This is a genomic window from Flavobacterium fontis (assembly GCF_900129405.1).
Lineage (GTDB): Bacteria > Bacteroidota > Bacteroidia > Flavobacteriales > Flavobacteriaceae > Flavobacterium > Flavobacterium fontis.
Genome location: NZ_FQVQ01000018.1, coordinates 1 through 13,949, shown reverse-complemented (window position 1 = coordinate 13,949; position 13,949 = coordinate 1). Strand labels below are relative to the sequence as shown.

The following is a 13,949-nucleotide window of genomic DNA, read 5'->3' as shown; positions in this document are numbered from 1 at the left end:
AGCAAATGCGTGTCAAATAGTTTTTCACAGGTTTTTGACAAAAAAAACCTCCCGAAGGAGGCTTGTTATTAAGGATTGGGAATAAATTGATATGCCCCAATACAGGTTTGTGTTGTTCGTGATTTCCCCAAAATATCTTGCGTAAATGAAGATGTAATCGCAGGCATCGTGGACGATAAATCTTCGGTAGGCCAAAGTTTGTTTTGGGTGACACTTTTTAAACGCGGATTAAAGGTTTGCGAATTTGTCGCCTGATAGCAATTGGTGAAATTGGTCGTATTGGTAGGAAGATACAACGGATTGTTATTGGTGTTATTCAAACGAATTAAAGTGTGGGTAAATTGGTAAGCAAACGTCGCATCGGGGCCGCCTGAAGTCCCAGCGTTATATTTATCCAAACGCAACATATTTTGATTGCTACCATAGATGATACAATTGGTGAAATTGGCGGCATTCAAATCGCTCAAATACACGGTGTCGGAAGTTTCAAGGTAATTGCTCACCAATACAGCTACTTGTCGTGAACTGTTCCAATTGTTGTTGAAAGTCGAATGATCAAAAGTGTATGAACCTCCCAAAGTGGCTGCTAGTGACGCTTGACCACAATTGTTGATGACCACGTTATGGCCATTCACCACGGCATCCCGCGCCAAAATCCCTACATTGGCACAGTTGTAAATCTGTGTATTCGAAATTGTAACCCGCGGTTGTTGGCTGTCGTCTTCGCCCACTGGGAGTCGTTTTTGAATTAACAAACCTACCGTCGCATTTTTAAGTGTTAAATGATTGATGCTGTTAGTGTTTAACTTCGACAACACCATAACTGCGCCCCATTGTCCCGGAACATCACTGTATAAATTCTCTAAGCGATCGCCTTCAAAAATAACTTCATTGCTCAAATTACTGGGGTCATTGCTAGGAGGGGCTGTACCGTTAATTTGAAGCGAGGCATTTTGACTGACAATCAATCCCGAATTGGCATGAAAATGCACTCGAGCACCCGCATCGACCACCAAATTTTTTCCATTCGGAACCATAGCATATCCATACACCACATAGGGTTTTTGATTTGTCCAATGCAATTCATCACCATTGACAGGGTCGTTTTCACTTAAATTACTTCCAATAAACTCAATTGGTTGTCCGTTTTCATCCAGTCCCAACGAAATTGTTTCGTACACATTTTGGTTGTCGCGTTCCGGGTAAATAAAAATAGCATCTTGAATGAGCGTAACCAGTTCTACCTTTTGCACCACACTATTGGCGTGGCGAAACTCGATGGCATCGGTGTATAGAAAATCACTGGGATTGGCATCGGCGATATCGGAGGTAACTTCGATAAAAACAAACATGCTGTCTTTGGCTAAGAGTTCCACATTTCGGAAGATTTTTCCATCCCCAATTCCGCTATTGTCTGCATCTTCACCCGTCATTCCATCAACCATAATGCGGTAGTTGGAGTTAGCCCCTTTTCCCAATTGTATGGTAGGAATCGAAATGTCTTTGTCGGAGTCGTTATAGACTTTTAAGCGATAGGTGCTCGAGCCAATGTTGGTAAAAACCGTATCCAAATAGACCGTATCCCGATTGAATCGAAGCTGAACCGTACTGGGTTCAAATTCGAAGTCATCCCGACAAGAGGTCAACATAAGACTAGTAAAAACAGCTAGAAACAAAAGTAGTTTGCGCATGGTATGGAATGAGAATTTTGGTAAAAATAAGATTTTAGATTGATTTGTTTTCAATTTCATTAGGAGGATAACGTTTTTTTTCTGCGTTTATTCTATGTTAATTGCATTGTTGTTTTTGAGGAAATGGGCTACTTTTAACGCAAATTTTAAAAAATGCAATTCGATAAAGAAAAAATGCTTCAATTGTGCAACGAATGGAGCAAAAATACCTTGATGGAAACGCTTGAAATTGAGTATATTGATGCGGGGGAAGACTTTTTAGTAGCGACCATGCCTGTGAATTCAAGGGTGCACCAACCGATGGGTTTGTTGCACGGCGGTGCCTCAGTGGCCTTGGCCGAGAGTGTGGGTAGTGCCGCCTCGATTATGTTTGTAAATCCAGAGAAACAAGAAGTACGCGGTATTGAAATTTCGGCCAATCATTTGAAATCCAAACGTGAAGGAGTTGTTACGGCTACGGCGAAAATAGTTCATAAAGGGGCTAGTATTCATTTGTGGGAGATTCGTATCGTCGATGAAAATGATAAACTCGTTTCCTTGTGTAAGTTGACCAATATGATACTCCCCAAACGCTAATGGATTGGATTGCGGCTAAAGTTTCGGAACATCTCTTGCACCAAAAACCTTTTGTGTGCTATGCAAAGCCCAATGCACAAAAAGTAGTGGGACTCTTTCAGCGAACGACAGAACATACGGGTTTTGATGCTTATGCGTCAGGGTTTTGCATGGTTTCATTTGATGGAAAAAGTAAATACATGCTTCGCGATTCCCAGTGCGATCTATATGTTGCCGCGTTTTCCATTGCTGCCTATGCTTGGCCTGTAACTTCGCCCTCCTTTTCCTCCGATGAAAAAGTTCATTTTGAACAATTAGTCGCCAAAGCCCTACAAGCCATTCAACAAAACCGTTTTCAAAAAGTTGTCCTTTCCCGTAAAGAGTGTGTGGCGGCTCCTCATTTAGATGTTTTTACTGTTTTTCAACGGCTGTTACAGTTTTACCCAACTGCTTTTCGGTACCTTTGGTATCATCCCGAAACGGGAATTTGGATTGGCGCAACCCCCGAGCAATTGGTAAAAAAAGAAGGCCAAACCTTGAGCACTGTTGCGTTGGCGGGCACACAACTTGGACCGAATCACGCCGACTTAGTTTGGGGTGAAAAAGAAGTGCAGGAACAACAGTTAGTTACCGATTACATCGCCGCACAATTGCAGCCGCTTACGGAATCACTTACCGTTTCTGCCCCTTACACCGTTGAAGCTGGAACCTTAGTGCATTTGAAAACAGATGTTCAAGGGGTGTTGAAAGGCGATTGGAATGCGGTAGTGGACGCCTTACATCCAACACCGGCGGTTTGTGGTTTTCCGAAACAAGAAGCGCTTCGTTTTATTCAAGATCACGAGGGTTACGATCGCACTATGTATGCAGGATATTTGGGCGAATGGAATAAAAACTTCAATAGCTATCAAGAGGGCGATTCCGATCTATATGTCAATTTACGTTGTATGCAATGGGAAAAGGATGTTGTATCAATTTATGTAGGTTGCGGTATCAATGAAGGGAGTACTCCAGCAAAGGAATTTATGGAAACTGTAAACAAATCGATGACCGTAAAACGCGCCTTATAATTATTCGTTATTTTTGCAAAAAAACAACACATGAAATTAGATATTCTTGCTTTTGGCGCCCATCCCGATGATGTTGAATTGGGATGTAGTGGAACTCTAGCCAAAGAAGTAGCACTGGGTCGGAAAGTCGGTATTGTAGACCTAACGCGTGGAGAATTGGGTACCCGAGGTTCCGTGGAAATTCGCAACCAAGAGTCCGCTAAAGCGTCTGAAATTTTAGGCATTCATGTGCGCGAGAACATGGACTTTCGCGATGGTTTTTTTACCAATGATGAGGCCCATCAGTTGAAAATTATTCAGGTGCTTCGCAAGTACCAGCCCGAAATAGTGATTTGCAATGCCATTGACGACCGGCATATTGATCATGGCAAAGGGAGTAAATTGGTCTCCGATGCATGTTTTTTATCGGGATTACGAAAGATAGCTACCGAATGGGAGGGAAGTGCGCAACAGGTCTGGCGTCCCAAAGCAGTTTACCATTACATACAATGGAAACCTATTGACCCCGATCTCGTAGTGGATATCACGGGTTATATGGACCAAAAAATGGCGTCGATATTGGCGTATGGGTCCCAATTTTACGATCCCAACTCCCAAGAACCCGAAACCCCTATTGCCACAAAAAACTTTTTAGACAGTGTGCGGTACCGCGCGCAAGATTTGGGGCGAATTGTAGGTGTTGATCATGCCGAAGGATTTACGGTTGAACGCTACGTGGCTGTGCATTCCTTGCGGGATTTGATTTGACGATTTAACTTCGTTTACTGGGGGAAAACGGATGACGAATGTGAGTAGGTGATTTCTAACTTCCTTGCCGTCAGTGATCTTTTTTAAATGCCCGAAGCGAACGGAGAAAAACACGTTTGATGCAATTAATTTTCTTCAAAAAATCTTTGTAAGAGAAAATCTTTACGTTATATTTGCAACCGCAAAACAGGCTAGGCCTTGATTGCAGCATACACGGTGATTGTAGCTCAGTTGGTTAGAGCGTCGGATTGTGGTTCCGAAGGTCGGGGGTTCGAGACCCCTCATTCACCCTAAAGCCCTGAATTTTCAGGGCTTTTTTAGTTTTTATTCCTTTCTTTTTATATTTTTGAGAAAACGAAATGATGAAGTATTCCCTTTTTATATTCCTTTTTTTATGGCCTTTGTGGGGATGGGGACAGGCGCAACCCAAGAAAAAAAAGACACCCAATACCACGACTACGGCCGCCCATTCCGAGAAATCCAAACTTCCCGATGAAATCGATCGTACGCTCAAATTGAAATTGGCCGTAATTCAATATTTTGTAGCACAACCCGATGATAAAGGGGAGACTCTTTTTTGGCAAACCAAAGGGAAGCTAACCTTTGGCATAGTGAATTATACAGAAGCACAGAATCCGGTGTTTAAGGAGTTGTTTATCAAGCAATACCATGAAATGTATAAAGAATATATTCTTATGATTTCACAAGGCGATGTGGCGGCTACCACTACATTTATGCAACTATTGGTGCGGCATGAATTGGAATACCGAGCCCTTTTAACACCAGAACAACTCACCTTATACCGCAACGCGTTTCAAACCATGGAAACGTCCAATCGACAAACCTACGACTCGTATACGGGTTTATTTTTTTCTGACTCGTTATTGCAAGCGTACCAAAACGGATTTCGATAGTCACAAAAAAAGCCCTTCTTCGGGCTTTACTTTATTTTTTGGGATCGGGTTCAGTTTTATCTACCTTCAATCGCTCGGTTCGGTTGGCAATTTCCCACACGATAACAAAAGCATATTGCGCGCGTTTGGCCAACAAATCAAATTCAATTTTTTCGACATCATCAGTGGGTTTGTGATAATCTTCATGGACACCGCTGAACAAAAACACGGAAGGAATGTTGTTTTTGGCAAAATTATAATGGTCTGATCGGTAATAGAATCGGTTGGGGTCTTTGCGATCGTTGTATTTATAATCCAATTGCAATTTGGTGTATTGTGTATTGACTTCCTCACACACGGCATGCAAATCACTCGACAGATAGTCCGAACCAATCACATAGATGTATTGCCCGTTATTCGCATGAGCCGCATCGCGACGACCAATCATATCGATATTAACATCGGCCACGGTATTTTTTAAGGGGAATAATGGATTTTCGGTATAGTACCGCGAGCCATGCAACCCGTGTTCTTCTCCGGTGACATGCAAAAACAAAATCGAGCGTTTTGGACCGTGCCCTTCTTTTTTGGCTTTTTGAAAAGCTTGCGCAATTTCCAACAAGGCTACGGTACCCGATCCGTCATCATCGGCACCATTGTAAACTTCTCCGTTTTTGACGCCCACATGATCGTAATGGGCCGAGATAACTACAATTTCCTCTGGTTTTTCACTCCCTTCAATAAAAGCAAGAATATTTTCAGAATCGCCTAAATTCTCATTGTATTTGGCATTCAAATAAGCGGCTGGCACGGGTTGGTAGTAGCCGTTGCTGTTTTTGGGAGCTGGAATGCCATTTTTACGGTATTGCTCAATAAGATACAAGCCCGCTTTTTTCTGACCCTCACTTCCTGTTTCTCTACCTTCCATGGCGTCGGAAGCGACAATGGTTAAATGGGTTTTTAATTCGGCCTCGGTGATGGTCTTCATGTATTGACTTCGGTTGACCGGGGTAGCCGCTGTTGTTTTCCCTGGAGCACTCGACGACCCACCGCACGCAACGAGAAGACCGAAAATCCAGGCACTAAAGAATAATTTTTTCATACTAATGAATGTTGACAAATGAATAGACAAATAAAAATACCAATAAGAAACTAATCAAAATCATATTGATGAACAGCAAAGCCATACTTTTCAAAAACGAGATCAAACGACTTTCCCCAAAAAAACGATGGTGCGCTGGAAAAAAGTAATAAAACATCCACAAGTAGGCAATTAAGGCAAAAATACCACTAACGGCATCGACTAAAAAGTGCGAGGAAATTGACGACAAGAGGCTGTCGACCAGCAGCACTATGAGATTGATTAATAATAAAAAGGAAAAGTAATGCAAGGTAAAAATGCCATGGTCAAAATAATACCAGCGTTTTTTGTTGTGAAAAAGCCACAAAACCAAGGCAAAAATCGGCATGTATAAAAACAAGGCTTTCGGGATGTTTTGGATTACCGATTGTTTGAATTTTTCAGGCAGCATCGAAGCGGGATAACGTTTCTTGACTTCAAATGATTTCTTATTGATCCAATACTCTAAATCATTGATAGCGTCGGGATCCTTTTGGCGAATGGAATCCATTTCAGCTTGCGAATGGTATCCAAAATTCATAAAATCTTGTTCCATGATTTCGCCCTCTTTCTTCTGACGAATATAGTGTTTTAAACTATCAACCACGGCCTTTGGGGCTCTTTTATCTTTGGCAATTTCTTCCAACCAAACTTCTTCAGGTAGTTTCACCGTATCTTTTAAGATGCCTGCCTTTGCTTCATTTTTTATCAATTGTTCTTCCTCATTGGCGAGGATGTTGAACATGAAAAACGTGACAAAACTGATAAAAATATACAACCGAACAGGGGCTAAATACGACAGCCTTTTTCCCGATAAATATTCTTTCGTAAGCGCTGCAGGCTTGAGGATTAAATTGCGAATAGTTTTCCAAAACGCATTTTCATAGTGAGTCAAATCCTCAAAAAAATGGACAAAAAGATGGTAAAAAGTTTTTCGCGTATCGGTATTTTCTTGGCCACAGTTGGGACAAAACCGTTGCTCCACCACATAATTACAATTCAAACAAGTTTTATCCTTGCGGAGCGGATTTTTATGCGCCATGGTTGGTTTTTTTTGGTGAGGTAAAACTAAGAAAAATAACGGTTATATTTGTTGTCATCAACCAAAAGGAAAACATGACCTCAACTGCTGCTACCCCAGAAGTCTATCTTCAACAACTTCCCACCGATCGTCTCGAAGTGATGCAACGCTTGCGCCAATGTATCATTGAAAATCTACCCGAAGGATTTCAAGAAACCATGCAATATGGAATGCTATCGTATGTCGTTCCTTTTGACATTTATCCCTCAGGGTATCATTGTGCCAAAGACCAACCGTTGCCTTTTCTTGCTGTCGCCTCTCAAAAAAATGCTATTAGTTTATATCACATGGGAATTTACGCAGAAGAAAGTCTACTCCAATGGTTTGTCTCCGAATATCCAAATCATTGCAAAACCAAGCTCGATATGGGCAAAAGCTGCATTAGATTCAAAAAAATGGACGATATCCCTTGGACTTTGATCGCTGAACTTTGCCAAAAAATGACCCCAGCACAATGGGTATCGTTGTATGAAAATAACCTCAAAAAATGATCGATTTACTAACCCAACACTACGGAGCTATTTTTGAAGAAAAACTGTTGCACGACATTGCGCATGTAGCGGTAATGCGTAATTTCCAAGAGGGTGATATTTTGATTGATTTCGGCGATTCTATTCAAAAAATGCCACTTTTATTGGAAGGAGCTGTAAAAATATTACGCGAGGATTTTGATGAAGGTGAATTGTTGCTGTATTTTATCGAAAAAGGGGATACCTGTGCTATGACAATGGCCTGTTGTTTGGGTACCTCCAAAAGTGAAATTCGTGCAGTGGCCGAAACAAAGGGGACCTTGGTCATGATACCCGTAGCCTACATGGAAGAATGGTTGGGGAAATACAAATCTTGGCGCAATTTTGTGTTCAATAGTTACAACAGCCGTCTAAAAGAAATGCTTTCCACCATCGACAGTTTGGCCTTTTTGAATATGGAGGAACGGATTGTTAATTACTTGCGGGACAAGGCCAAAATTGCCCACTCCAAAGAGATTCAATCCACCCACCAAGAGATTGCTTATGATTTGCACACCTCGCGAGTAGTCGTGTCTCGCATTCTGAAAGCCCTAGAAAATAAAGGGAGTATTCGTTTACATCGGGCCACAATAGAATTGCTTTAAGGTAACAAAGGTTACCCAACGCTTGCGTAAAAAGGGTCAAATTTGCATATGGAAATACATCAACTTATCGGATACGGTTTGGCCGTTTTAGTAGGCATTTCTCTCGGACTTATCGGCAGTGGCGGTTCTATTTTATCGGTACCCATATTGGTGTATGTGATGGGCATCCAACCCGTATTGGCCGCTGCTTATTCCTTATTTGTAGTCGGTGTTTCAGCCTTAGTCAGTGGCTTTCAAAAGGCTAAAGACGGACTAGTCGATTTTAAAAAAGTGTTCGCCTTTGGAATTCCAACACTAATTGCGGTCTTTTTTACCCGAAAAGTTATTGTGCCTTCGCTCCCTGAAATCATCAAAATCACCGATCGTTTTTCACTGTCAAAACGTGAATTGATTATGGCCGTTTTTGCCCTTGTCATGATCATGGCCTCTTGGAAAATGATTCGTCCCATGAAAGAAGGGCAAACCCTCAAGTCGGTCAATTCGCTAACGATAAGTTTGGTGGGATTGGGTATTGGTCTTGTTGCCGGATTTGTGGGGGCAGGCGGTGGTTTTCTAATCGTTCCCGCCTTATTGTTTCTAGCCAATACGCCCATTAAAAAAGCGATTGGAACTTCCTTATTTATCGTGGCTTTACAATCGTTGATTGGTTTCCTCGGCGATATAACCCAACAACCTATTGATTACCCGCTGATGCTCACCTTTACAGGCTGTTCCATGCTAGGGGTAGCCATTGGAAATCGTTTGTCCAAAGTGATTTCGGGCGAAAAAATGAAAACTATTTTCGGCTACTTCGTTTTATGCATGGGAATATATATTTTAATCAAAGAAATTTGGTTTTCTGCCTAACCAACTGATATTTATCATTTTTTCAAGGGGTATAGAAGGCTAACTTTGACCTAAATAATTTACAAATGAAGTTAGAGCAAATCTACACCGGTTGTTTGGCCCATGCGGCATATTACCTTGAGAGTGAGGGAGAGGCAGCCATTTTCGACCCCCTACGTGAAGTATTTCCGTATATGGAGCGTGCAGAAAAAGCGGGTGCGAAAATAAAGTATGTATTTGAAACGCATTTTCATGCCGATTTTGTTTCGGGTCATTTGGATTTAGCCGCCAAAACGGGTGCAACGATTGTTTACGGTCCCACAGCCAAACCTGGATTTGAGGCACTAGTCGCCAATGATGAACAAACGTTTATGGTAGGAGGGGTGACTGTAAAGGCACTACACACCCCTGGACATACCCTTGAAAGTACGTGTTACCTCATTAACGATGAAAACGGGAAGATTCACGGAATTATCACAGGGGATACATTGTTTATCGGTGATGTCGGGCGACCCGATTTGGCACAACATGTTGTCGCTGATTTGACCGCAGAAAAGTTGGCCCGAATGCTATACCATTCGCTCCATCATAAAATTATGCCTTTACCCGACGATTTAATCGTTTACCCCAACCACGGTGCGGGTAGCGCTTGCGGGAAAAAAATGAGTAAGGAAACTACGGACACCTTGGGAAATCAAAAAGCAACCAATTATGCGTTAAATACCAACCTTACCGAAGACGAATTTGTGATTCAATTGCTCACGGGTTTGACAACACCCCCGCGGTACTTTCCCGAAAATGTATTGATGAATATTCAAGGATATTCTTCGCTAGATCAGGTCTTACACCGAGGGCAAAAAGCGTACGATGCCAAAACCTTTGAAATCGTTGCCCATGAAACGAAAGCCGTAATTCTCGATTCACGTCCCGCTTCCGAATTTGCCAAAGGATTCATTCCCAATAGCATCAATATCGGTTTGGATGGTAGTTTTGGGACTTGGGTAGGGGAGTTGTTACACCACATACAGCAACCCATTTTGATTGTCGCCGAAAATGAAGATAAGGTCAAAGAAACCATCATTCGACTCTCACGCGTTGGCTACGACCACGCTATAGGGTATTTAAAAGGCGGTATCCGTAGTTGGATCCTCTCTGGAAACGAATTGGATTATGTAGAACGTTTGCCCGCTAAACAATTAGAATCCTATATCATGAGTTACAATCCAATTCTAATTGATGTTCGCCGCAAAAGCGAATACGATTCCGAACATGTGTTGGGAGCCGTTTCGATCCCCTTGCAAACGATATTCAGCCATTTGGCCGAGTTTCCCAAAGAAATTCCTTTCGTACTTTATTGCGCAGGAGGCTATCGCAGTATGATGGCTGCATCCATCTTGAAAAGTAAAGGATTTGAAAATTTTGTCGATGTCATAGAAGGATTTGGAGGTATCAAACAAACACACCTTCCCAAGTCCGAATATACATGTCCTACTACCTTGTTGTAGGGAGTGTTTTTTTTGTTTTTAGTTTTTGGAAGCACCGTGTCGACAGCGGTGCTTCTTATTTTGTTAAATTTGTAACAAGGGTTACATCATAACTCCGCACAACCTTGTAGTTTTACAGCAAATTAGTTTACCCTATGAAAATAGAACAAATTTACACCGGATGCCTCGCCCAAGGCGCCTATTATATCGAAAGTAACGGCGAAGTAGCCATTATTGATCCGTTGCGTGAAGTACAATCGTATATCGATCGCGCGTTCCATGATGGAGCAAGCATTAAGTATATTTTTGAAACCCATTTCCATGCCGATTTCGTAAGTGGTCACGTTACGTTGGCCGAAAAAACAGGCGCTCCTATTGTATTCGGACCCAATGCCAACCCCACATTTAAAGCGCATATTGCTCAAGATGGTGAAGTTTTCCAGTTGGGAAATATTACGCTAACGGTTTTGCACACGCCCGGGCATACGATGGAAAGTACCTGTTATCTTTTAAAAGACGAAAACGGGAAAGATCATGCACTTTTCAGTGGTGATACTTTGTTTTTAGGCGATGTGGGGCGCCCTGATTTGGCGCAAAAAGCTGCCGATATGACCCAAGAGGATTTGGCCGGAATTTTATACGATAGCCTCCGCACCAAAATTATGCCGCTGGCCGACGACGTCATCGTATACCCAGCTCATGGTGCAGGGAGTGCTTGTGGAAAAAATTTGAGTAAAGAGACCGTTGGCACTATTGGGGAGCAAAAAGCAACCAATTATGCGCTTCGTGCCGACATGACGAAAGAAGAATTTATCAACGAAGTCACCGACGGTTTGTTGCCACCACCGGCTTATTTCCCAATGAATGTGCGTTTGAATAAAGAAGGGTATGAAAATGTTGAAAACATCATCGCTGAAGCCCAAGCCTTGGATGCCAACGCTTTTGAAGCAGCCGCCAATGAAACCGAGGCGCTGATTCTAGACGTACGTCACCAAGACGATTTTTCCAACGGCCATATTCCAGGTTCCATTTTTATTGGAATTGATGGACAATTCGCTCCATGGGTGGGTGCGTTGATTCTAGATTATAAACAACCCATTCTGCTGGTAACCCCCGAAGGACGTGAAAAAGAAACCATTACCCGATTGGCGCGCGTGGGGTATGATCAAACAATAGGCTATTTAAACGGCGGTTTTGAGGCTTGGAAAAATGCAGGCAAAGCGTATGATACCTTGAATTCTGTTACGGCTGCCCAACTAGAGACTTTACTGCCCGAAGGGATTCACGTTTTTGATGTGCGTAAACCGGGTGAATATGCTTCCGAGCATATTGAAAATGTACCCTCAACGCCCTTGGATTTTATCAACGAACATTGGGCTGAATTTCCAAAACACGACTCGTTCTACGTGCATTGTGCCGGAGGATACCGTTCCGTTATCGCCGCTTCTATCTTGAAGGCACGCGGTTATCACAACGTAATTGATATCAAAGGTGGATTTGCAGCGATTCGTCAAACAGGAATTAAAACTACCGCCTACGTATGTCCGTCAACCTTGAAATAATGAAAACGAGATTGTTAACCAACTGGCATGTAATGCGTGTAGTGCGATTGGCTTTTGCCGGATTTTTATTCGCCAATGCGTATGAAACGCGCCAATGGATTTTTGTGCCCATGGGATTATTTTTCCTGCTCCAAGCCGTATTCAATTGGGGATGCGGGTTGCAAGGAAATTGTACGGTGAATTTAAAAAAAGAACATCATGAATAGTAGTTTTGGCGAACTCATTAACGCTGATAAACCGGTGTTAATTGACTTTTATGCTACCTGGTGCGGTCCCTGTCAAATGCTGGCTCCCATTTTAAAAGAAGTTAAAGATGCGCTTGGGGATTCCGTTTCTATTGTAAAAGTCGATGTTGATAAAAACCAAGATTTAGCGGCCATGCAACAGGTTCGGGGCGTCCCCACTTTGATGCTGTATCAAAAGGGACAACTTTTATGGCGGCAGTCAGGGTTGGTTTCCAAAGAGCAACTCGTTCAAACGATTGAAGCCAAACGCTTACCCTAAGCGAATTGCGTTTAAAAGGCTGTTGTTCACAAGTCTATCCCCAAAAAAAAATTAAGTAAGAATTAAGAGGGGCGACTAACCCTTTCCACGCATTATTTACTATCTTTGAGTTAGAAACGAATTAAAATAAATAAAGTATGAAGAAAATGATCACCCTATTTGCCGCTGCAGCTTTCCTTGTTGCGGTAAGTGGCCAAGCCCAAGAGCAAGAAAAGAAAGAAAAGAAAAAAGCGAAAACCGAAAAATCTTGTTCGACAGAAGAAAAGAAAGCCTGTGGAACAGAGAAAAAAGGCGGGTGTTGCGCTAGCAAAAAAGCCGATAAAAAAGCAGAAACAAAAGCTTAATTTTGTTTTCAAATCCAAAAGCGTTTCCTCACCGAGACGCTTTTTTTATTACCCCATCCTCCCGCCACTAGCCCCATCGCCACATCACCACACCTGTCTGCCGTTAGGCAGGTTGACCCATTGCCACATCGCCACATCGTCTCATTGACACATTGACACATTGGCACATTGACACATTAATTGGGCGCGCCCCCTCGGATTCTCCTCCCTCTTCCGAATGAAATCATCCGCCTCGGGGTCGGGTCGTTCGTTGCAATCTTGCCTCCGCTGCGCTGCGTCAAGGATTTCCACTGCCACCCCTCGCGCGTTTAGAAATTATGAGTTATGAATTATGAATTTTTTAGAAGAAAGAAACAAGAAGAAAGAGGGGGTGCCAGTTTATGGCTACACCTTGTGAAACATCGTGAAAACCTAGTGTTACATTGTGCTCCAAAACATATAAAATACATAATTTAAAATTTAAAATAACAAAAAAGCTGCTCGGTTGTACGAGCAGCTTCTATATTTAAAGTCTAGTCACTAATCACTAGTCACTAGTCACTAATCACTAGTCACTAGTCACTAGTCACTAATCACTAGTCACTAGTCACTAGCCACTACCTTTTCAACGAAAAATGCGCTCTAAATTCCTTCGCAACATTCCCCTCAAAGTACTCTACCAAGAACCAGTAATCGGTGGCAGGCATCAAGGCACCGTTGTAGGTACCATCCCATCCTGCTGCCGTGGGACTGATCTGCTTTAAGAGTTTTCCATAACGGTCAAAAATGTAAATCTTCGCCGCAGGTTGATTTTGCAAGCCGACAATATTCCACGTTTCGTTGATGCCATCGCCGTTGGGCGTGAAATAATGCGGATAGTCAATAATAGACACCCCACTTAAAATCAGCGGGTCACAACTGTTGGCCAGCCCCCCCTCGGTATCCCATACGGTGATGGTATGCTCACCCATCGGAACATC

Annotated in this window: 16 protein-coding genes and 1 tRNA gene; 13 read left to right on the top strand and 4 right to left on the bottom strand. The window is 42.5% G+C overall.

Annotated features, from left to right (window positions below; all coding sequences use genetic code 11):
* Positions 1-68: 68 nt before the first annotated feature.
* Positions 69-1,691 (bottom strand): hypothetical protein, encoded by a 1,623-nt coding sequence (locus BUC17_RS12630; protein WP_073365082.1) that lies wholly within the window; start codon positions 1,689-1,691, stop codon positions 69-71.
* A gap of 153 nt (positions 1,692-1,844) precedes the next feature.
* On the opposite strand from BUC17_RS12630, the gene BUC17_RS12625 reads away from it, so the two are divergent.
* The 5 genes from BUC17_RS12625 to BUC17_RS12605 all read left to right on the top strand — a co-directional run bounded on the left by BUC17_RS12625 (position 1,845) and on the right by BUC17_RS12605 (position 4,977).
* Positions 1,845-2,267 (top strand): PaaI family thioesterase, encoded by a 423-nt coding sequence (locus tag BUC17_RS12625; RefSeq protein ID WP_073365080.1) that lies wholly within the window; start codon positions 1,845-1,847, stop codon positions 2,265-2,267.
* On the top strand, positions 2,267-3,316 hold the full coding sequence (locus BUC17_RS12620) for an isochorismate synthase (RefSeq protein ID WP_073365078.1): 1,050 nt from the start codon (positions 2,267-2,269) through the stop codon (positions 3,314-3,316). Before BUC17_RS12625 ends, BUC17_RS12620 begins: the two co-directional genes overlap by 1 nt.
* A gap of 30 nt (positions 3,317-3,346) precedes the next feature.
* Positions 3,347-4,063: a bacillithiol biosynthesis deacetylase BshB1 gene (gene bshB1, locus BUC17_RS12615; protein ID WP_073365076.1), complete on the top strand. Its 717-nt coding sequence runs from the start codon at positions 3,347-3,349 to the stop codon at positions 4,061-4,063.
* A 215-nt stretch (positions 4,064-4,278) separates the two neighbouring features.
* Positions 4,279-4,354 (top strand) — tRNA-His (locus BUC17_RS12610).
* Positions 4,355-4,422: 68 nt separating this feature from the next.
* Entirely contained in the window at positions 4,423-4,977 is a 555-nt protein-coding gene (locus BUC17_RS12605; protein WP_073365074.1) for a hypothetical protein, read from the top strand.
* A 31-nt stretch (positions 4,978-5,008) separates the two neighbouring features.
* On the opposite strand, the gene BUC17_RS12600 is transcribed toward BUC17_RS12605, so the two are convergent.
* On the bottom strand, positions 5,009-6,058 hold the full coding sequence (locus BUC17_RS12600; RefSeq protein WP_073365072.1) for a M28 family metallopeptidase: 1,050 nt from the start codon (positions 6,056-6,058) through the stop codon (positions 5,009-5,011).
* A 1-nt stretch (position 6,059) separates the two neighbouring features.
* On the bottom strand, positions 6,060-7,118 hold the full coding sequence (locus tag BUC17_RS12595; protein ID WP_073365070.1) for a DUF3667 domain-containing protein: 1,059 nt from the start codon (positions 7,116-7,118) through the stop codon (positions 6,060-6,062).
* A gap of 74 nt (positions 7,119-7,192) precedes the next feature.
* Here BUC17_RS12595 and BUC17_RS12590 point away from each other — a divergent pair, with 74 nt between their 5' ends.
* The 8 genes from BUC17_RS12590 to BUC17_RS12555 all read left to right on the top strand — a co-directional run bounded on the left by BUC17_RS12590 (position 7,193) and on the right by BUC17_RS12555 (position 12,990).
* Complete coding sequence (locus tag BUC17_RS12590) at positions 7,193-7,648, top strand: DUF1801 domain-containing protein (RefSeq protein ID WP_073365134.1); 456 nt, start codon at positions 7,193-7,195, stop codon at positions 7,646-7,648.
* Complete coding sequence (locus BUC17_RS12585) at positions 7,645-8,271, top strand: Crp/Fnr family transcriptional regulator (protein ID WP_073365068.1); 627 nt, start codon at positions 7,645-7,647, stop codon at positions 8,269-8,271. The genes BUC17_RS12590 and BUC17_RS12585 overlap by 4 nt, the downstream gene beginning before the upstream one ends.
* Positions 8,272-8,319: 48 nt before the next feature.
* A complete protein-coding gene (locus BUC17_RS12580; protein WP_073365066.1) occupies positions 8,320-9,117 on the top strand; it encodes a sulfite exporter TauE/SafE family protein in 798 nt (265 codons plus the stop codon).
* Positions 9,118-9,182: 65 nt separating this feature from the next.
* A complete protein-coding gene (locus BUC17_RS12575) occupies positions 9,183-10,601 on the top strand; it encodes an MBL fold metallo-hydrolase (RefSeq protein ID WP_073365064.1) in 1,419 nt (472 codons plus the stop codon).
* A gap of 134 nt (positions 10,602-10,735) precedes the next feature.
* On the top strand, positions 10,736-12,142 hold the full coding sequence (locus BUC17_RS12570) for an MBL fold metallo-hydrolase (RefSeq protein ID WP_073365062.1): 1,407 nt from the start codon (positions 10,736-10,738) through the stop codon (positions 12,140-12,142).
* Positions 12,142-12,348: a hypothetical protein gene (locus BUC17_RS12565; RefSeq protein WP_073365060.1), complete on the top strand. Its 207-nt coding sequence runs from the start codon at positions 12,142-12,144 to the stop codon at positions 12,346-12,348. The genes BUC17_RS12570 and BUC17_RS12565 overlap by 1 nt, the downstream gene beginning before the upstream one ends.
* Positions 12,341-12,646, top strand: a complete 306-nt coding sequence (trxA, locus tag BUC17_RS12560; RefSeq protein ID WP_073365058.1) for a thioredoxin — start codon at positions 12,341-12,343, stop codon at positions 12,644-12,646. Before BUC17_RS12565 ends, trxA begins: the two co-directional genes overlap by 8 nt.
* A 137-nt stretch (positions 12,647-12,783) precedes the next feature.
* A complete protein-coding gene (locus BUC17_RS12555) occupies positions 12,784-12,990 on the top strand; it encodes a hypothetical protein (RefSeq protein WP_073365056.1) in 207 nt (68 codons plus the stop codon).
* A gap of 596 nt (positions 12,991-13,586) precedes the next feature.
* Here BUC17_RS12555 and BUC17_RS12550 read toward each other — a convergent pair.
* Positions 13,587-13,949 (bottom strand): T9SS type B sorting domain-containing protein (locus tag BUC17_RS12550; protein WP_143161723.1); only part of this gene is annotated, 363 nt, incomplete at its 5' end.